Annotated in this window: 21 protein-coding genes; 17 read left to right on the forward strand and 4 right to left on the reverse strand. The window is 66.7% G+C overall.

Annotated features, from left to right (window positions below):
* Positions 1-365: 365 nt before the first annotated feature.
* The 4 genes from J0I47_RS14935 (at position 366) to J0I47_RS14950 (ending at position 5,557) form a co-directional block, all read left to right on the forward strand.
* Positions 366-2,105 (forward strand): VirD2 family relaxase/mobilization nuclease, encoded by a 1,740-nt coding sequence (locus tag J0I47_RS14935; protein ID WP_137900603.1) that lies wholly within the window; start codon positions 366-368, stop codon positions 2,103-2,105.
* A gap of 228 nt (positions 2,106-2,333) precedes the next feature.
* Entirely contained in the window at positions 2,334-2,726 is a 393-nt protein-coding gene (locus tag J0I47_RS14940) for a VOC family protein (protein ID WP_137900602.1), read from the forward strand.
* Positions 2,727-3,133: 407 nt separating this feature from the next.
* The gene (locus tag J0I47_RS14945) at positions 3,134-5,119 is read left to right on the forward strand and encodes a conjugal transfer protein TraG (protein ID WP_137900601.1); all 1,986 of its coding nucleotides are present in this window, start codon (positions 3,134-3,136) and stop codon (positions 5,117-5,119) included.
* A gap of 9 nt (positions 5,120-5,128) precedes the next feature.
* Positions 5,129-5,557 carry a CopG family transcriptional regulator gene (locus tag J0I47_RS14950; RefSeq protein ID WP_116970689.1) on the forward strand — a complete coding sequence of 143 codons (429 nt, stop codon included), beginning with the start codon at positions 5,129-5,131 and terminating at the stop codon, positions 5,555-5,557.
* Positions 5,558-5,607: 50 nt separating this feature from the next.
* Here J0I47_RS14950 and J0I47_RS14955 read toward each other — a convergent pair whose 3' ends face one another.
* From J0I47_RS14955 to J0I47_RS14970, 4 genes are read right to left on the reverse strand one after another with little or no spacing between them, the layout of a single operon-like run.
* Positions 5,608-6,195: a (d)CMP kinase gene (locus tag J0I47_RS14955; protein WP_157973342.1), complete on the reverse strand. Its 588-nt coding sequence runs from the start codon at positions 6,193-6,195 to the stop codon at positions 5,608-5,610.
* 49 nt (positions 6,196-6,244) lie between these two features.
* Positions 6,245-6,700, reverse strand: coding sequence for an SRPBCC domain-containing protein (locus tag J0I47_RS14960; RefSeq protein ID WP_137900600.1), 456 nt, complete (start codon positions 6,698-6,700; stop codon positions 6,245-6,247).
* The gene (locus J0I47_RS14965; protein ID WP_116970615.1) at positions 6,700-7,167 is read right to left on the reverse strand and encodes an SRPBCC family protein; all 468 of its coding nucleotides are present in this window, start codon (positions 7,165-7,167) and stop codon (positions 6,700-6,702) included. Before J0I47_RS14965 ends, J0I47_RS14960 begins: the two co-directional genes overlap by 1 nt.
* Positions 7,157-7,495, reverse strand: a complete 339-nt coding sequence (locus J0I47_RS14970) for a metalloregulator ArsR/SmtB family transcription factor (protein WP_116970616.1) — start codon at positions 7,493-7,495, stop codon at positions 7,157-7,159. Before J0I47_RS14970 ends, J0I47_RS14965 begins: the two co-directional genes overlap by 11 nt.
* Before the next feature lie 161 nt (positions 7,496-7,656).
* Between J0I47_RS14970 and J0I47_RS14975 the strand changes: the two genes are divergently transcribed.
* From J0I47_RS14975 to J0I47_RS15035, 13 genes are all read left to right on the forward strand, one after another.
* Positions 7,657-8,082 carry a class I SAM-dependent methyltransferase gene (locus J0I47_RS14975; RefSeq protein ID WP_137900599.1) on the forward strand — a complete coding sequence of 142 codons (426 nt, stop codon included), beginning with the start codon at positions 7,657-7,659 and terminating at the stop codon, positions 8,080-8,082.
* Positions 8,083-8,087: 5 nt separating this feature from the next.
* Complete coding sequence (locus tag J0I47_RS14980; RefSeq protein ID WP_294047769.1) at positions 8,088-9,017, forward strand: GNAT family N-acetyltransferase; 930 nt, start codon at positions 8,088-8,090, stop codon at positions 9,015-9,017.
* 41 nt (positions 9,018-9,058) lie between these two features.
* The gene (locus J0I47_RS14985; RefSeq protein ID WP_154696363.1) at positions 9,059-9,373 is read left to right on the forward strand and encodes a hypothetical protein; all 315 of its coding nucleotides are present in this window, start codon (positions 9,059-9,061) and stop codon (positions 9,371-9,373) included.
* 244 nt (positions 9,374-9,617) lie between these two features.
* Positions 9,618-10,601 carry a P-type conjugative transfer ATPase TrbB gene (gene trbB / locus J0I47_RS14990; RefSeq protein WP_137900597.1) on the forward strand — a complete coding sequence of 328 codons (984 nt, stop codon included), beginning with the start codon at positions 9,618-9,620 and terminating at the stop codon, positions 10,599-10,601.
* A complete protein-coding gene (locus tag J0I47_RS14995) occupies positions 10,598-10,930 on the forward strand; it encodes a TrbC/VirB2 family protein (protein ID WP_033965391.1) in 333 nt (110 codons plus the stop codon). Before trbB ends, J0I47_RS14995 begins: the two co-directional genes overlap by 4 nt.
* Positions 10,930-11,211, forward strand: a complete 282-nt coding sequence (locus J0I47_RS15000) for a VirB3 family type IV secretion system protein (RefSeq protein WP_065998026.1) — start codon at positions 10,930-10,932, stop codon at positions 11,209-11,211. Before J0I47_RS14995 ends, J0I47_RS15000 begins: the two co-directional genes overlap by 1 nt.
* Positions 11,212-11,221: 10 nt before the next feature.
* Positions 11,222-13,660 carry a conjugal transfer protein TrbE gene (trbE, locus tag J0I47_RS15005; protein ID WP_137900596.1) on the forward strand — a complete coding sequence of 813 codons (2,439 nt, stop codon included), beginning with the start codon at positions 11,222-11,224 and terminating at the stop codon, positions 13,658-13,660.
* Positions 13,657-14,418 (forward strand): P-type conjugative transfer protein TrbJ, encoded by a 762-nt coding sequence (gene trbJ, locus J0I47_RS15010; protein WP_137900595.1) that lies wholly within the window; start codon positions 13,657-13,659, stop codon positions 14,416-14,418. The genes trbE and trbJ overlap by 4 nt, the downstream gene beginning before the upstream one ends.
* A gap of 10 nt (positions 14,419-14,428) precedes the next feature.
* Positions 14,429-14,812, forward strand: coding sequence for a putative entry exclusion protein TrbK-alt (gene trbK-alt / locus J0I47_RS15015; protein WP_137900594.1), 384 nt, complete (start codon positions 14,429-14,431; stop codon positions 14,810-14,812).
* Positions 14,813-14,816: 4 nt separating this feature from the next.
* Complete coding sequence (gene trbL, locus J0I47_RS15020) at positions 14,817-16,157, forward strand: P-type conjugative transfer protein TrbL (RefSeq protein WP_137900593.1); 1,341 nt, start codon at positions 14,817-14,819, stop codon at positions 16,155-16,157.
* Complete coding sequence (trbF, locus tag J0I47_RS15025) at positions 16,157-16,840, forward strand: conjugal transfer protein TrbF (protein ID WP_116970736.1); 684 nt, start codon at positions 16,157-16,159, stop codon at positions 16,838-16,840. Before trbL ends, trbF begins: the two co-directional genes overlap by 1 nt.
* Complete coding sequence (gene trbG, locus J0I47_RS15030) at positions 16,837-17,862, forward strand: P-type conjugative transfer protein TrbG (protein ID WP_116970735.1); 1,026 nt, start codon at positions 16,837-16,839, stop codon at positions 17,860-17,862. The genes trbF and trbG overlap by 4 nt, the downstream gene beginning before the upstream one ends.
* A gap of 68 nt (positions 17,863-17,930) precedes the next feature.
* Positions 17,931-19,073 (forward strand): TrbI/VirB10 family protein, encoded by a 1,143-nt coding sequence (locus tag J0I47_RS15035; RefSeq protein ID WP_116970739.1) that lies wholly within the window; start codon positions 17,931-17,933, stop codon positions 19,071-19,073.
* Positions 19,074-19,075 lie beyond the last annotated feature (2 nt).

Here is a 19,075-nt window from a genome sequence, read left to right on the forward strand (position 1 = left end):
GCGATATCGTCGGTCATGGCGGGTGTGGCCTGTGGCATTTTCTGCCCTGCGGCAGGTTCGGCTTAGACACCCAGTTCCTAATTCAGATCAGAGGCTTACGCCACTCCCGCCAGCCTTCCGCGCCTTCCCGGTGAATAAGACAGGCTAGCGTGCCCCGGCGTCTTCTGGCGACCTTCGGGAGGAGAAGCAGGCAACACAACCGCACGATGGCAGGATAAAGGGGCGCGATGTGCGCTTCGGGTCGGTCGTGCTTTTTCAGGGACTTATGCGGCAAATTCGCGATGTGCGCATGAGAGGCGCAGCCTGCGACTTCGGTATTTTCCTCGGCAGATCAGCGCGATCGCGCGATGTGCGAACTGGGCACAATGAGCGGCGAGGACGAGTTCCGCATCCGGCCGGGCCGCATCCGCTCGACCAGCGCGCACCGGGCGCGACCCTTCATCGCCCAGGCGCTGGCCGCCGCCCAGCGCGCAGGCGGATCGGTCTCACGCAAGGGCGCGATCGGACCCGGCCATCGCTCGCGCTTCGGCCGCGGCCAGCGCGCCTCGGTCCAGGCCAATCGCTTCATCACCGCCCGGTCGCGCGGCGCCGTGATCAAGGCGCGCGTCGTGCGCCACACGGGACGAGGCGCGCCGCTCGCCACCCACTTGAGCTATCTGCGCCGCGAAGGCGTCACCCGGGATGGAGAGAAGGCCCGGCTGTTCGGCCCCGAAATCGACGACGCCGATCCCAAGGCCTTCTCGGCACGGTGCGAGGAGGACCGCCATCATTTCCGCTTCATCGTCTCGCCCGACGACGCCGTCGAGATGTCCGACCTCAAAGGCTTTACTCGCGAGCTCGTCGGCCAGATGGAGAAGGATCTCGGGACCGGGCTCGACTGGGTCGGCGTCGCGCACTGGAATACCGAACATCCGCACGTCCACCTGATCCTCCGCGGCGTGCGCGACGACGGCGAAAATCTTGTCATCGCGCGGGACTACATCAAGGAAGGCATGCGCGATCGCGCGCGCGACCTGATCACCCAGGAGCTCGGCGTCCGGACCGATCAGGAGATCCGCCGCACGCTCGAACGCCAGATCGAAGCAGAGCGCTGGACCAATCTCGATCGCCAGCTCGCCCGCGACACCTACCGGACCGGCGTCATCGACCTCGCACCGCATCCAGACCGCCAGCCCGATGAATTCCATGCCCTCAAGGTCGGACGGCTGCGCAAGCTGGAGTCACTGGGACTCGCCGACCAGATCGGCCCCGGCCAGTGGTCGGTATCAGAGAAGGCCGAGGCGACGCTGCGCGAGCTCGGCGAGCGCGGCGACATCATCAAGCGCATCCATCGTGGGCTTTCGGAGCGCGGCATCGAGCGCGGCACGGCGAGCTACGTGTTGGCCGGCGAGAGCCTCGACGATCCCGTCGTCGGCCGGCTGGTCGCCCGCGGCCTCGACGACGAGCTGAAGGGCACAGCCTTCGCCGTGATCGACGGCGTCGATGGCCGCACGCACCACGTCAGACTCGCCGACCTCGACGCCGCCGGCGACAGTGCGCCGGGCTCGATCGTCGAACTCCGCAAATTCGACGACGCGCGGGGTCAGCGACGGGTCGCGTTGGCGGTCCGCTCGGACCTGGCGATCGAACAACAGATTACCGCGAGCGGCGCCACCTGGCTGGACCGGCAGGCGATCGCGCGCGAGCCGGTCGCGCTCGGCGGTGCCGGTTTCGGCGCGGAGGTTCGCCACGCGATGGACGCACGCGCCGAACATTTGATCGGGCAAGGTCTTGCCGAACGCCAGGCTCGCGGCGTCAGCTTCCGACCCGGGCTGATCGAGACGCTCCGCCAGCGTGAGTTGAACGCCCTCGCGAAACAGTTGACGACCGAAATCGGCCGGCCGCTGACCCGCGCCGCGGCCGGCGAGTATGTCGCCGGCAGCTACCGACAGCGCTTCACGCTCGCCTCGGGCCGGTTCGCGATGATCGACGACGGGCTCGGCTTCCAGCTCGTGCCTTGGTCCCCCTCGCTGGAAAGGCAGCTCGGTCAGCATGTTTCCGGCGTCTCGCGCGGCGACGGCGGCGTCGACTGGAGCTTCGGCCGCAAGCGGGGCCTCGGCCTATAGTTGGAGTTGCGTTTTGGAATAGTTTACAGGAAGCCGAGACCCCATCGTTGGACAGGGGGCCAACGTGGCCTGGCCGACGAGCGTGCCCGCCACCTGGATGGCGTCGCTACAGGCTGGCACACTGCCAGCGTTCGACCGCGGTGATGACGTTTCCGCCAAACGTAGGCTTCCGCGTTGACCTTAAAGGCTGAGCTAGACATCGTATTTCGCACCCAAAGGAAGAGTGACATGCCCGTTCCAGAAGGTTTCGCGGTGGTGACGCCGTACATTTTTGTAGATGGAGGCGAGGATTATGTACGCTTCCTCGAGGCCGCATTCGGCGCGCGCGAAATCGGTAGAAGCATCGCTCCCGACGGCCGCATCGCCAATTGCCAGATGAGATTCGAGACCGCGACGATCATGATCAGCGAAGCGTCCGAGGATTTTCCAGCGAGCTCAGCTGCCTTTTACCTTTACGTCGACGATGCCGATGCAGCGATGGACAAAGCATTGGGAGCTGGCGCCGACAAGATCATGGATACGGCCGACATGCCTTATGGAGATCTGCAAGGGGGCATCAGAGATCCCGCAGGCAACATATGGTGGATCTCCCAGCGCCTGAGCAACGGGCCTTATTTCTAGCCTCCGGTTCAATCGGTTCTTGTCGCAAAGGCCGACATTCCGGACTCCACAGGGAGTCAGCTGCTGAGCGCGCCGTTCAAATGCTCACCTTGGGGTTCGCCCGCATAGTCAGTCAGCCGCCCGTCGCCGATATGGCAAAAGCTGCCTATCCGTAGCGTCGCCTTTGGCACGGGCTAGAAGTCCGGCCCCAGGCGATCATCGCGAACCGGCCGATGGCGAGAAATGCCTGCCCCAGCGCAATACGGGGTCAGGTGTCATGCGGGCGCCGGTCTCGGACAATGAAACTTTCTACGCCAAGACCTGTATTCGCGCGCCAAGGTTGCCGGCAATGCGATCCCCGAAAACGCGTCTTGCAATCTGGCCGGCCAAGCACTGACCTCGATGCAGTCACCGTCGAGGAAATCTGCTTGTCTGCCACGAAAATCCTATGGGGTCAGATCCTCACCGTCTTGCTGATCGTGGTCCTGACCACATGGGCGGCGACGCAATGGACGGCTTGGCGGCTCGGCTTCCAGCCGCAGCTCGGCTCACCCTGGTTCGAGCTGTTCGGCTGGCCCATCTACTACCCACCGGCCTTCTTCTGGTGGTGGTATTTCTACGATGCCTATGCGCCGCCGATCTTCGTCGAAGGCGCCTATATCGCCGCATCGGGTGGCTTCATTTCGATAGCGGTCGCGATCGGCATGTCGGTGTGGCGGGCACGCGAGGCCAAGAACGTCGAGACCTACGGCTCGGCGCGATGGGCACGCCCGGACGAGGTGAGGTCCGCCGGGTTACTCGGACCCGATGGCGTAGTGCTCGGCAAGCTCGACCGCGCCTATCTCCGTCATGATGGACCCGAGCATGTGCTCTGCTTTGCTCCGACCCGGTCCGGCAAAGGAGTCGGCCTCGTCGTTCCGTCGCTTCTGACCTGGCCGGGCTCCGCGATCGTCCACGACATCAAGGGTGAGAACTGGCAGCTCACTGCGGGCTTTCGCGCCCGGCACGGCCGGGTGCTGCTGTTCGATCCCACCAATGCGCAGTCGGCCGCTTACAATCCTCTGCTCGAGGTCCGCCGCGGCGAGTGGGAGGTACGCGACGTCCAGAACATCGCCGACATCCTGGTCGATCCGGAAGGGAGCCTGGAGAAACGGAACCATTGGGAGAAGACCAGCCACGCGCTCCTCGTCGGCGCCATCCTCCATGTCCTCTACGCCGAAGCCGACAAGACGCTGGCCGGTGTCGCCGCTTTCCTTTCCGACCCGAAGCGACCGATCGAATCGACACTGGCCGCCATGATGAAGACCGCGCATCTCGGCGAGGCCGGTCCCCACCCGGTCATCGCCAGCGCCGCGCGCGAGCTGCTCAACAAATCGGACAACGAACGGTCAGGCGTGCTCTCTACCGCGATGTCGTTCCTCGGCCTCTACCGCGATCCCGTCGTCGCCGCAGTCACGCGCCGTTGCGACTGGTGCATTACGGATATCATTGGGGGGAAACGACCCACCACGCTTTATCTGGTGGTGCCGCCCTCCGACATCGCGCGCACCAAGCCGCTGATCCGCCTGATCCTCAACCAGGTCGGCCGACGGCTGACCGAGGACCTGCAGGCCAAAGGCGGACGCCACCGGCTGCTCCTGATGCTCGATGAGTTTCCCGCGCTCGGACGCCTGGACTTCTTCGAAAGCGCCTTGGCTTTCATGGCCGGCTACGGCCTGAAGAGCTTCCTGATCGCGCAGTCGCTGAACCAGATCGAGAAGGCTTACGGGCCGAACAACTCGATCCTCGACAACTGCCATGTCCGGGTCAGCTTCGCGACAAACGACGAGCGTACCGCCAAGCGGGTTTCCGATGCGCTCGGAACCGCGACCGAGATGCGCGCGATGAAGAACTATGCCGGGCACCGCCTCTCGCCCTGGCTCGGCCACCTTATGGTCTCGCGCTCGGAGACGGCGCGGCCGCTGCTCACCCCCGGCGAGGTGATGCAGCTCCCACCGGCCGATGAGATCGTCATGGTGGCTGGGACGCCGCCGATCCGCGCAAAAAAGGCGCGCTATTTCGAGGACCGGCGCTTCCAGGAGCGCATCCTGCCACCGCCCTCTTTGGCGAAGTCGCCTGAGGCAAATCCCGACGATTGGAGCGCCTTGCCGTTGCCGCGGTCACCGCAAACCGAACCAGCCGTCGAGCAGGGCGGGACTGACGGTGAGGATCCGACGGGATCGGAGCGCCGCCACCAGCCCGAATTGAGCCACGCCCAAGCGGTCGAGAAGAAGGTCCCGATCGAGAACGAGTTTGCGGCAGATCTCGATGATGACGCCGAAGACGACAGCGCCCGGATCAGCCGGATGAACCGGCTCGTGCAGGGTGTGGCCCGGCAAGTGTCGCTTGATCCCAACGACGGCATGGAGCTGTGAGAGGCGGCGATGGCATCAAGCTCGAAAAAACAGCGCTTGTCCGTCTACCTCGACCGGGAGGTCATGAAGGCGCTGGCGGATTATGCCGCGCGCCGGGATCATTCGCGCTCTCTCGTCGCGGAGGCGGCCATCGCGTCCTTCCTGTCTCCCGACGCCGCCGAGCGGCAGGAGGCGGCCACGACGAAGCGGCTCGATCAACTCGATCGGCGCATGACGCGCATGGAACGCGACCTCGGTATCTCGGTCGAGACACTGGCGGTCTTCGTGCGCTTCTGGCTCACGACCAATCCACCCTTGCCTGAGCCGGCCCAAGCCGCCGCCCGCGCACAGGCCGGCGAGCGCTACGATGCGTTCGTCGCGGCCCTCGGCCGGCGACTCGCCAAGGGGCCGAAGCTGCGACAGGAAATCTCGGAGGACGTTCCTGCAGGCGGCAATTGATCGGTGCCGGGACCACCTCGGCTACGCGACCAGGTTTGCGACGCTCGGGCTCAGGGGGTGAGATTAATGGCCACGTCAAACGCGTCAGGGGGCATCACGCTCTTGAAGTAGAAATCCTCAGCTTCATGCCACTGCCGCTCCCAAGGTCCGATCGCTCCTTCCCGAGCGGCCAACCGCGCCAAGCGCACATCGTCCGGCGCCAAGAGCGCGACGCGCAGATCGAGCAGGTCGGCCAGTTCCGGACGCGCCGCATAGACCCCTTCCAGGATCACGATCGGCCTTGGGCCGATCCACGTCGGCTCATCGCGCAGCCGTCCATCGAAAGCGTCCCAGTCGAAGGCGCGCCAACATGCCTCCCGGCCGGCCGCAAGGCCTTGGAGCACCGATCGTTGTCTCGTCCAATCGATGCAGGCCGCTGCGCGCGCTACGGCGCTATCCGCCCGAAGCTCGATCCCGCCCGCATAAAAGTCGTCGCCCTCGATCACGCAGGCCTCGACCCGCTCGGCGAGCGTCCTCGCCAACGTCGATTTGCCGACACCACTTCTGCCATCAACCGCGACGATCAAGGGCAGCCCCTTACGCTGCGCCGCTTCGGTCATGATCCCGGCCAGCGTGACCTCATCGCTGGCACGCATCATTCGACCACTCCGTTCGCTGATTGCGTCGGGCTGTTCAGCGATCCTCCTTTCAAAGCACCTTCTCCACTTCATCGAGGAGCGCTCTCGTACCTGCTTCCCGGCCGGCGATGTCGCCGTCGAAGTAGGCGCCCTGTTCGGTCAGCTCCAAACGCGTACCGGCGCCATCGGAGTTGAAGCTGATGGTGACGAGCGAAGAGGACAGCGGCGTCCCCTCCAATGTCATGTGGTAGGCGTAGATGAGCGTGTTGCCCTCATCTACGTGCAGCCAGGTCGTGGCGTTCGTGAGGACGAAGTCCGCTCCCCGGGGGCTGAACCGGGTGAACTCAACGGCGCCTGCCACGGTCGGTTCGGCTGGCCGATACTCATGGATGGTCCAGCCGTCGGCGAAGACCAGCCACTTGCGCCGCGCGTCGGCCTGCGCGAACGCCGCGAAAACCTTGGCCGGCAGCGCAGAGTAATTCCGTTCGATGGTGAAGCTTCCGTGCTTGATCGGGTTGCCCGCCATCAGAGCCCTCCGGCCAAGGCTTCGAGCTGGTTGAGGCACGTGCCCCAGCCATCATGGAAGCCCATCTCCTCATGCTTCTGACGGTCTGCGTCTGACTTGTGGCGCACCAGTGCCCGATAGCGGGTGCCGCCTTCCACCGCCTCCATCGTGATGTCGGCGGTCATGAAGGTTTCGGAATTCGGACGGAACTCGGGCCCGACCGCATCGGTCCATACCATACGCTTCCGAGGCTCTGCCAGCAGCACGCAGCCTGGCGTTTCATCCATTTCGGCGCCGTCCGGCGACGCCATCACGACCGAGAAGATTCCCCCGGCGCGGGGGTCGATCGCGACGCGCGCTACCGTCCAAGGTTTCGGTGCGAACCATTGCTTGAGCAGGTCGGGCTCCGTCCACGCGCGCCAGAGCTGGGCGGGTGTGGCCCTGACCGTCCGCTCCAGCACGAGATCGAGTTTGGCATCATGCGTCACTATTTTCTCCTTCACCGGGTAGATTCGCTAGAAATGCATCGAGGCGGTCGAGACGCGCCTCCCAAAGTGACCGCTGCTGGCCCAGCCAGCCTTCGGCGGCTTTCGCCGTTTCAGCCTTGAGCCGACAGGTGCGGATGCGGCCGGCCTTGTCGGATTCAATCCATCCGCCCGCCTCCAGCACCTTCAGGTGCTTGAGGAAGCTCGGCAGCGCCATGTCATGCGGCGCGGCAAGCTCAGAGACAGGCGCGGGGCCGGCTGCCAGCCGGGCGATCACCGCACGGCGGGTGGGATCAGCGAGTCCGTGGAAAATCGAATCAAGGTTAGCCATATGGCTATCTATTGACTTGGCACAGTGCTCGTCAAGATACCTAGCCATATGGAAAGGTGTCTTCCATCCGGCGGAGCGAAGGTCATGATGAAACCAAACGACACGGACGACGTCGTCGCACCAAACCCGTCGAAGCCACCGAGCCTGTCCGGAGGAGAAAAGTGACTGAACGGCTGTCCCTACGTCTGAAGGCAATCCTCGAAGCCCTGCCTCTCTCGCCCTGTATACGCGTGCTCGAGGTGGGATGCGGTCCCGGAGCGCTGACGCGCGCCATGTCGTCGGCGATCGGCAGCGGGTATGTGCTCGGGATCGACCGGTCAGACCGGGCCATCGCGCAGGCGATCGCAGGCTCCAAGGAGCAGGTCGCTGCCGGCCGTCTGTCATTCCGAACGGTGGCGGCCGAGGATTTCGTGATGGGACCCGGCGAGGCGCCGTTCGATCTTGTCGTGGCGGTCCGCGTCGGCGCGCTCGACGGCCGTCATCCCGCGGCCGGCGCTCGCGCCTGGCCGCGAATTCGCGCGGCGCTTGCCCCAAGCGGACGGATCTTCGTCGATGGCGTTGAGATACCTGCGGAGACGCCAAGGTGAGGATCGTGCCCTTCACGATGGATCGTGCCGAAGACGCATTGCGCCTGATGAACCTGCTTCGGCTCACGCCGATCAGCCTGCCCGAGTTCCTGGACCGCGAGGCACGATGGCCGGCGGGCGATCTGCGTCTGCGCTGGCTTGGTTACGACAATGACCGGGCCGTTGCCCTCGGGCAGATCGCCAACTCGCCCTATGCGCTATCTGATCATCTTGCCGTGCAGGTCACTGTCGATCCCGATCATCGCGGCCGGGGGAGAGGCAGCACCATGCTCGGCCTTGTGGAGAGCGAAGCCATCGGGCGCGGTTTTCGGGGGCTTGTCGCCACGATACCTGAGGCAGCATCCGGTCCGCAGGCCTGGGCCGAGGCACGCGGGTTTCAGCGCCACGCGCTGCGTTGCGACAGTCTGCTCGACCTTCGGACCTTCGACGGTCAGTCGGCAGTGCGCGCGGGGGTGACGCTCTCGGACATGACCGGAGCCAGTGAGGCGCAGTGGAAGGCGGTGGCGATGCTGTTGCAGACCCTCATCGCCGATGCGCCCGACATGCGAGACCTCCCGTCATGGACGTTGGCGCGCTGTTTTTCGGTACTGCGCGAGACTCCGGCCTCGCGACCGGAATGGGTCGTTGTTGCCGGGTTTAACGGCAGACCCGTCGGCCTCACCATCGGCCACGCTTTGGGCCAGGAGATCTATTCCTACTTCACTGGCGTGTTGCCCGACTGGCGCGGCAGGCATGTCGGCCTCGCGCTCAAGCTGCGCCTGATCGCTGCGGCGCAAATGTCGGGCATCACGACGATGCGGACAACGAACCTCGACGCCAATACTGCGGCGCTTCGGCTCAACGCCTCGATTGGCTTCCGTCGCGTTCCCGGCAGCCTGGAGGTCCGCAAGGCTTTGTCTGCGGTCGATTTCGCTACCTCGGCGAATCCCCGGTAACATAGCTGGCTGCGAACTCCGCGCTGGCCGGGATCGGCTTGATGATGTCGATCAGCACCCCCGTTGGGGTCGCTAGTGATGAAGTGGCGCTGGCCGAAGTCCTCATCGCGCAAGGACAGGAGCATAGGGATCCCGTCGGCAACAACCTGGCCATGCACGGTGTCAACATCGTCGACTTCGAAATTGAGAAGGATGTCAGTCGCGCGTCCGCGGGCGACGTAAGGTCGCTTGGTACTGCGCGCGATCTATCCGATTCCGACGTATTCGCACCCAATGGCAGACGGTCTTTCTTACAAGCGATCCTGGCCATGCGAGTGCCCAGAAGCTCTCTGCGATATGATCGCGGAAGTGATTGAGTACGGGGTTCGAGAGCTACAGCACATTCGAGATATCTCTTTAGCGCCATTGGACGATCTCCAAAGTTGGGCACGCTGACCGGCGAAGGATCGCAAGCTATTCCGCAGGTCCGCCCTTTACCTGTATTTCTACGCTACGGTTCTACGAACGCATTCCCTTGTTGCCGCGCCCACATTTCTGCCTCTTCTACTCATCCCCGATCCAGGGCCGCTCGTCCGCGGTCCCTTCACGAACGGGGACGACATGGCGGCTTCTCACCAGCGATCCGAGGCGAGCTTACGCGGCGCGCGCATGTTGCGCACCGCGCTCGGCCCCGCCATCGCCGGATTCCTGGAAGACCCCACAGTCGTCGAGGTGATGCTCAACCCCGACGGGCGGCTCTGGATCGACCGCCTGTCCGAGGGGCTGTCTGATACGGGAGAGTGCCTGTCCGCCGCCGACGGCGAGCGTATCGTGCGCCTGGTGGCGCATCACGTCGGCGCCGAGGTTCATGCCGGCGCACCACGCGTCTCAGCCGAGCTGCCCGAAACCGGAGAGCGGTTCGAGGGGCTGTTGCCCCCCGTCGTGGCGGCGCCGGCCTTCGCGATCCGCAAGCCCGCCGTCGCGGTCTTTACGCTGCAGGACTACGTCGCGTCCGCGATCATGTCGGCGGATCAGGCCGACGTCCTTCGTCGCGCCGTGGCCGATCGGCGCAACATCCTCGTGGCCGGCGGCACCTCGACCGGCAAGACCACGCTCACCAACGCCTTGCTCGCCGAGATCTCAAAGACCGCCGACCGCGTCGTCCTGATCGAGGACACGCGCGAGCTGCAATGCGCGGCCCCAAACCTGGTCGCGATGCGCACCAAGGATGGCGTCGCCACCCTCTCTGAGCTGGTCCGCTCGTCGCTGCGCCTGCGACCAGACCGTATCCCCATCGGTGAGGTGCGCGGGTCCGAGGCGCTCGACCTCTTGAAGGCCTGGGGCACCGGCCACCCTGGCGGCGTCGGCACAATCCACGCCGGCACCGCGCTAGGCGCGCTACGCCGCCTCGAGCAGCTCATCCAGGAAGCCGTCGTCACCGTCCCGCGCGCCCTGATCGCCGAGACGATCGATCTGGTCGCGGTGCTGAGCGGCCGCGGGTCCAATCGCCGCCTGGCCGAACTCGCCCGGATCGAGGGCCTCCGTCCCGACGGCGACTACCACGTAACCCCCGCAACCCAGCCCCCCTCAGGAGATCCCGCATGATCCGCCGGTCCTTGGCCCTACGTCGCCGCCTCACAACGGCGGTCAGTCTCGCGCTTTTCAGCGTTGCGTTCGCGCCGGCCGCCCACGCCTCCGGCTCGTCCATGCCGTGGGAGCAACCGCTCAATCAGATCCTGCAGTCCATCGAAGGACCGGTCGCCAAGATCATCGCGGTGATCATCATCATCGTCACCGGCCTGACGCTCGCCTTCGGCGACACGAGCGGCGGCTTCCGCCGGCTGATCCAGATCGTCTTCGGCCTCTCGATCGCCTTCGCGGCATCGAGCTTCTTCCTGTCGTTTTTCTCCTTCGGCGGCGGGGCGCTCGTTTGATGACGGGCCTTGCCGACAGCGCCGGCGAAGTGCCTGGCTTCAGCGTGCCGGTGCACCGCGCCTTGACGGAGCACATCCTGCTTGGCGGCGCGCCGCGCTCGATCGCCATCCTCAATGGCACGCTGGCGGCGGCGCTTGGCCTCGGATTGCGCCTCTGGCTGGTGGGCTTGGGACTCTGGGCGGTCGGGCACCTTGCCGCCGTCTGGGCGGCCAAGCGCGATCCGCAGTTCGTCGATGTGGTGCGCCGCCACCTGCGTATCCCCGGCTTCCTGAACGTCTGAGGCCGACCGCATGATGAACCTTGCCGAGTATCGCCGGACCTCGACCCGCCTCGCCGACTTCCTACCTTGGGCGGCGCTGGTTGGCGAAGGCGTTGTCCTCAACAAGGACGGCAGCTTCCAGCGCACAGCACGCTTCCGCGGGCCCGATCTCGATTCCGCGGTGCCGGCTGAGCTCGTCGCGGTCGCCGGCCGGCTCAACAACGCCTTCCGCCGCCTGGGCTCCGGGTGGGCGATCTTTGTCGAGGCCCAGCGTCACAGCGTCGGCGCCTACCCGGCGAGCCGCTTTCCAGAGCCCGCATCCGCGCTGGTCGACGCCGAGCGCAAAGCCGACTTCGAGGAAGACGCCTCGCATTTCGAGTCGAGCTATTTCCTCACCTTCGTCTTCCTGCCCCCGGCCGAGGACGCCGCACGCGCTGAAAGCTGGCTCTACGAAGGCAAGGCCGAGAAGGGCGTTGACGCCTGGGAGGCGCTGCGCGGCTTCGTCGATCGCACCAACCGCGTGCTCCAGCTCGTCGAGAGCTTCATGCCCGAATGCGCCTGGCTCGATGATGGCGAGACGCTGACCTACCTTCATTCGACCGTCTCTACCAAACGCCACCGCGTGCGCGTGCCCGAGACGCCGATGTATCTCGACGCGCTGCTGGCGGACCAGCCGCTGACCGGCGGCCTCGAGCCGCGGCTCGGCGAGGCGCATCTGCGCGTCCTCACCATCGTCGGCTTTCCAACGGCGACCACGCCCGGCCTGCTCCACGATCTCAACCGCCTCGCCTTCCCCTATCGCTGGTCGACCCGCGCGGTGCTGCTCGACAAAACCGACGCCACCAAGCTGCTGACAAAGATCCGGCGGCAATGGTTCTCCAAGCGCAAGTCGATCGCCGCGATCCTGAAGGAGGTGATGACCAACGAGGCCTCCGTGCTGGTTGACACCGACGCAGCCAACAAGGCGGCGGATGCCGATCTCGCGCTGCAGGAGCTCGGCGCCGATTATGCCGGTCAGGCCTATGTCACGGCGACCGTCGCCGTCTGGGACGCTGATCCACGCGTCGCGGCCGAGAAGCTGCGCCTGGTCGAGAAGGTCATTCAGGGGCGCGACTTCACCGCGATGCCTGAGACGGTCAACGCCGTCGATGCCTGGCTCGGCTCCCTGCCGGGTCATGTCTACGCCAATGTTCGGCAACCGCCGATCTCCACCCTCAATCTCGCCCACATGATTCCCCTGTCAGCGGTGTGGGCGGGGCCGGAACGGGACGAGCATTTCGGTGCGCCCCCCTTGCTGTTCGGCAAGACCGAAGGCTCCACCCCGTTCCGGTTTTCCCTTCACGTCGGCGACGTCGGCCACACCCTGGTGGTTGGCCCGACCGGCGCCGGCAAGTCCGTCCTGCTGGCGCTGATGGCGCTGCAGTTCCGGCGATACCCGGGTTCGCAGGTCTTCGCCTTCGACTTCGGCGGCTCGATCCGTGCGGCTGCGCTTGCTTGTGGCGGTGACTGGCACGACCTCGGCGGCGGCTTGACGGAAGGCGCCACCGACAGCGTGTCGCTGCAGCCGCTCGCCCGCATCCAGGAGGTGCCCGAGCGCGCCTGGGCCGCCGACTGGATCGTCGCCATCCTCATGCGCGAGGGCGTGACCATCTCGCCCGAGGTGAAGGAACATCTCTGGACGGCGTTGACCTCGCTGGCCAGCGCGCCGGTGGGCGAGCGCACGATCACCGGGCTCGCAGTCCTCCTGCAGTCCAACGACCTCAAACAGGCGCTCCGCCCCTACTGCGTCGGCGGCCCCTACGGTCGCCTGCTCGACGCCGAGAGCGAGCATCTGGGTCAAGCGTCCGTCCAGGCGTTCGAGACCGAGGGCCTGATCGGCACCGGCGCGGCGCCAGCGGTGCTCCCCTATCTGTTCCACCGCATCGAGGACCGCCTCGACGGCAGCCCGACCTTGCTGATCGTCGACGAAGGCTGGCTGGCGCTCGATGACGAGGGATTCGCCGGCCAGCTTCGGGAATGGCTGAAGACCTTGAGGAAGAAGAACGCCTCCGTCGTATTCGCCACGCAGTCGCTGTCGGACATCGATGGATCGGCCATCGCGCCCGCCATCATCGAGAGCTGCCAGACCCGGCTGCTCCTGCCGAACGAGCGGGCGATCGAGCCGCAGATCACCGCGATCTACCGGCGCTTCGGCCTCAACGACCGGCAGATCGAGATCCTCGCCCGGGCCATGCCCAAGCGCGACTATTACTGCCAGTCCCGCCGCGGCAACCGGCTGTTCGAGCTCGGCCTCGGCGAGGTCGCGCTGGCGCTATGCGCCGCATCCTCCAAGACCGACCAGGCCGCCATCGAGCGCGTCCTCGCCGAGCACGGCCGCGACGCCTTCCTCGCCGAATGGCTGGGCCTGCGCGGCGTCGGCTGGGCCGCCGACCTGATCCCCGACCTCACCAACCTGGAGACCCGACCATGATCCTTCGTCGCTCGCGCGCGGCCCTTTTGTCCGCCAGCATCTTCGCCGTGCCCGTCGCGTTGTCGCCGGTCCTCACCACCCCGGCCGCTGCGCAGTGGGTGGTCTACGATCCGACCAACTACGCCCAGAACGTCCTTCAGGCGGCGCGCGCGCTGCAGCAGATCAACAACCAGATCACCTCGCTGCAGAACGAAGCGCAATCGCTGATCAATCAAGCGCGCAATCTGGCCAGCCTCCCCTACTCCTCGTTGCAGCAGCTTCAACAGTCCGTGCAGCGGACCCAGCAGCTCCTGAATCAGGCGCAAAACATCGCCTTCGACGTCCAGCAGGTCGACCGCGCCTTCCAGTCGACCTACGGCAACGCCTCACTCTCCGCGTCTGACGCCCAGCTCGTCGCCCAGGCCCGCGAGCGCTGGCAGAACACGGTTGGCGGTTTGCAGGACGCGATGCGGGTGCAGGCGGGCGTCGTCGGCAACATCGACACCAACCGCACGCAGCTGTCCGCGCTGGTTGGCCAGAGCCAGGGCGCTACCGGCGCGTTGCAGGCGGCCCAGGCCGGCAACCAGCTCCTCGCACTCCAGGCCCAACAGCTCGCCGATCTCACCGCCGTCGTCGCCGCCAACGGCCGCGCGCAATCGCTCTCGGAAGCCGAACGCGCGGCGGCTGCCGAACAGGGCCGCGAGCAGCGCCGACGGTTCCTGACCCCCGGCGTCGGCTATCAGCCCGGCAACGCCCGGATGTTCCCAAGCGGGAACTGAGGGCGAGCTTATGGACGGCAAGCTTTTCGCGCGGATCGGGGCCATCGTCTTCGTCGCTGTCGCGGTCACTGCGACGGCGATCGAGATGACCCGGAAAGAGGAAGAACCGGCGGCGGCGTTCGCGCGCGCCGCCGTCGCGGTGGCGGCCGACCCGCTGCGCGCGGAGCTGATCCGGTGCCAGCGCCTCGGCGAAGCCGGTCCCCGCGATCCGGCATGCCTCTCCGCCTGGGCGGAAAGCCGCGAGCGGTTCCTTGCTCCCGGCGCGCGGCCGGGCGTGCGCGCCACCCCGGCCACCGAGGTTCCGCCGACGCCGCCCGACGCGGCCGGAACTCGCTCCATGCCGGATGATCCGATCCGCAAGGAAATGGCGCCGCAGCTGGACGAGGCCCGATAGCATCATGGGCGGCACCGGCGTCATCGATCATTTCCTCGAGATCTTCACCCGCTACATCGACAGCGGCTTCGGCCTCTTGAGTGGCGAGGTCGCGTTTATCGCGACCACGCTGATCGTCATCGACGTAACGCTCGCCGCCCTGTTCTGGAGCTGGGGCGCCGACGACGACATCATGGCGCGCCTGGTCAAGAAGACCCTGTTCGTCGGCGTGTTCGCCTACATCATCGGCAACTGGAACAACCTCGCGCGGATCGTCTTCGAGAGCTTCGCCGGCCTCGGCCTGAAGGCCTCCGGCACCGGTTTCACGACCGCCGATCTGCTGCGCCCCGGCAAGGTCGCGCAGACCGGGCTCGATGCCGGCCGACCGCTGCTCGATTCGATCTCCAGCCTGATGGGCTACTGGTCGTTCTTCGAGAACTTCATCCAGATCGCCTGCATGTTCCTCGCTTGGGCGCTGGTGCTGCTCGCCTTCTTCATCCTCGCCATCCAGCTCTTCGTTACCCTGATCGAATTCAAGCTGACGACTCTCGCCGGCTTCGTGCTCATCCCCTTCGGCCTGTTCGGAAAGAGCGCCTTCATGGCCGAGCGGGTGCTCGGCAACGTCATCTCGTCGGGCATCAAGGTCCTGGTGCTCGCCGTCATCATCGGTATCGGCTCGACACTGTTCTCCGAGTTCACCGCCGGTTTCGGCGGCGCCAATCCGACTATCGATGAGGCCATGGCGATCGTGCTCGCCGCACTGTCGCTGCTCGGACTTGGCATCTTCGGGCCCGGCATCGCCAACGGGCTGGTGTCCGGCGGCCCTCAGCTCGGCGCCGGCGCGGCGGTCGGGACCGGGCTCGCGGCCGGAGGCATGATCGCCGCCGGCGGCGCCGCGGCCGGTCTGGCCGCCGGTGGTGTCGGAGCCGTGGCCGGCGGCGCGGCCGCCGCCGCACGGGGCGGCGCCGCGATGGCGGGCGGCGCGTCCACCGCCTACAGCCTCGGTGCGGCGGGTCAGTCGGGCGCGGCTGGCGTGGCTTCCGGCCTCGGCGGCGTCGCCCGCGCCGCCGGCAGCGGGGCGACTTCGCCGCTGCGCCGCGCCGCGGCCAGCATGAAGTCGAGCTTCTCGGAGGGCGGCAAGACCGCGTTCGAGGCGACGGGCGGTTCGTCGACCATGGGCTCGATCGGCGGCGGCGCGACGGACGCAGCCTCGTCGGCGGCCAGTGACGCGCCGCCCGCCTGGGCCCGCCGCATGAAACGCTCCCAAGCCCTCAGCCACGGCGTGACGGCCGCCGCGCACGCGGTGCGCAGCGGCGACAGCCATGGCGGCGGCTCCTCCATCAACCTCTCCGAAAGCGACCGCTGATGTTCAAAAGACCTTCCACACACTACGGCAAGACCCCCGAGCCCGAGACGCCCTACCAACGCGCCGCCCAGGTTTGGGATGACCGGATCGGCGGCGCCCGCGTCCAGGCCAGGAACTGGCGGCTGATGGCCTTCGGCTCGCTGATCCTGTCTGCCGGGTTCGCGGCCGCGCTCGTCTGGCAATCGGCGCGCGGCACGGTCGTGCCCTGGGTGGTGCAGGTCGACCGGCTCGGCCAGGCGCAGGCGATCGCGCCCGCGGTCGCGGACTATCGTCCCACCGATCCCCAGATCGCCTTCCATCTCGCGCGCTTCATCGAGCAGGTCCGCTCGATCCCCGCCGACCCGATCATCGTCCGCCAGAATTGGCTGCGCGCCTACGATTTCACCACCGATCGCGGCGCCGCGGCGCTCAACGACTATGCACGCTCGAACGACCCCTTCACCAAGGTCGGGCGGATCCAGGTCGCGATCGACGTCTCGAGCGTGATCCGGGCGTCGCCGGACTCGTTCCGCGTCGCCTGGACCGAGCGCCGCTACGAGAACGGCCAGCTCGCCGAGACGAGCCGCTGGACCGCCATCCTCACCATCGTCGTGCAGGTCCCGAGCAATGCCGACCGGCTGCGCGCGAACCCGCTCGGCATCTACGTCAACGCCATCAACTGGTCACGGGAGCTTGGACAATGAAGCCGTCTTTCCGTAGAGCCGGAAACCCGGCTTTCCGCACGTCCACAATCGCGGCTTTGCTGCTCTCAGCAACCACGCTCGCCGGCTGCGCCACCACGCAAAAGCCGCCCGAGATTTCGTATGACGACGCCGCGCCCGCAGTGCAGACGGTTGATCCGCCTGCGCCGGTCCAGGTCGTGGAGCTGCCACGCCCGCTGCCGTTGCCCGGCCAGATGAAGCCGGTAGAGGAACGTCGCCGGACGCCCGAGCCGACCGATCCTGCCGCGCGGGTCAACCAGGCCAATGCCGCCGCGCGGGTGCAGCCGGTTCGCGACGGCTTCATCAACGCCATGCAGGTCTATCCGTGGACGCAGGGCGCGCTCTATCAAGTCTATACCGCCGTCGGGCAGATCACCGACATTGCGCTCCAGCCCGGCGAACAGCTCGTCGGCTCGGGGCCGGTGGCCGCCGGCGACACGGTGCGCTGGATCATCGGCGACACCCAGAGCGGCTCCGGCGCGACCACCCAAGTCCATATCCTGGTGAAGCCGACCCGTGCGGACCTGATGACGAACCTGGTCATCAACACCAACCTGCGCACCTACCATATGGAGCTGCGCTCCACCGAGCGGACCTATATGGCGTCGGTCTCCTGGCAGTATCCGCAGGATCAGCTGATCGCGCTTCGCCGCCAGAACGCGCAGGCCGAGGCGGCGCGGCCGGTCGCTACCGGCGTCGACCTCGCCAACATCAACTTCCGCTACGCCATCGAGGGCGACCGCGCGCCTTGGCGGCCGCTGCGCGCCTATGACGATGGGCGGCAGGTGTTCATCGAGTTCCCCCGGGGCATCGCCCAGGGCGAGATGCCGCCGTTGTTCGTGGTCGGCCCTGAGGGCAACACGTCCGAGCTCGTGAACTACCGCGTTCGCGGCAACTACATGATCGTCGATCGCCTGTTCGCGGCCGCCGAGCTGCGGTTGGGCGCCGGCGATCGCCAGAGGCGGGTTCGCGTTACCCGCACCGACGGGAGGCCCACATCGTGAGCGAGCCGCAGTCCCCGAAAGACGAGACGGCGCCGCTGACGGGGGCCGCCCCGGAGGCTGCCTCGACCATGCGGCTGCGCGCCGAAGCACCAAGGGTCACGCGGCTGTCACGCAAGGTGCTCGCCGGGATCGGGCTGGTCGCGAGCGTCGGCCTCGGCGGCGCCCTGATCTACGCGCTTCAAACCCGCGACGGCGGCAAGGCCTCCGAGGAGCTCTATTCCACCGACAACCGCTCGACCGCGGACGGCTTGGCGAGCCTCCCGCGCGACTACAGCCGGGTTCCGCAGCTCGGACCACCGCTCCCAGGCGATCTCGGTCGCCCAATCCTCGACGCGCAGAACCGCGGCCAACCGGTGCCGGTGCCCGGCATCGCCACGCCGAACCCCGGCCTCAGCGCCGAGGAGCAACGACGTCTCCAGGAGATCGAGACCGCGCGCACTGCCAAGCTCTTTGCCGGGACGGAGGGCCGTCCGCTGTCATCGCCGGCAGCCGGCGTTGCCTCTGTCGCGCCCCCACCGGCGCCCGATCTCACAGGCCTCGGGCTGGCGCCGCAACCCGCCACACCCACAGCGCAGGATCGGCAGCTCGCCTTCCTCAATGCCGCCGCCGATCGGCGCACGGTCGCCCCCGACCGCGTCGCCGCGCCGGCGTCGCCGAACATCCTGCAGGCGGGCGCGGTCATCTCCGCCGCGCTCATTACCGGCATCCGTTCCGACCTTCCGGGCCAAATTGCAGCCCAGGTGACCGAAAACATCTATGACAGCCCAACCGGACGTACCCTGCTCGTGCCACAAGGCACGCGCATCATCGGCCAATACGACAACAACGTTCAGTTCGGTCAAAGCCGCGTGCTGCTGGTCTGGAACCGGCTGATCTTCCCGAACGGCCGGTCAATTGTGCTCGAGCGTCAGCCCGGTGCTGATGCGGAAGGCTACGCCGGTCTTCAGGACGGCGTCGATTATCATTGGTGGGATCTCGCCAAGGCGGCTGGCCTCTCCACGTTGCTAAGCGTCGGCGCCGAGCTCGCGACCAACGATGAGAACCGCCTGATCCAGGCGATCCGCAACGGCGGACAGGACACCATCAATGACGCCGGCCAGCAGATCGTCCGCCGTCAGCTCAACGTCGCGCCGACGCTTACGATCCGACCGGGATTCCCCGTACGGGTCATCGTAACGCGCGACCTTGTTCTCGAGCCCTATGGAGGTTGACC

Source organism: Sphingomonas sp. (assembly GCF_017304635.1).
In the GTDB taxonomy this organism is placed as follows: Bacteria; Pseudomonadota; Alphaproteobacteria; order Sphingomonadales; family Sphingomonadaceae; genus Sphingomonas.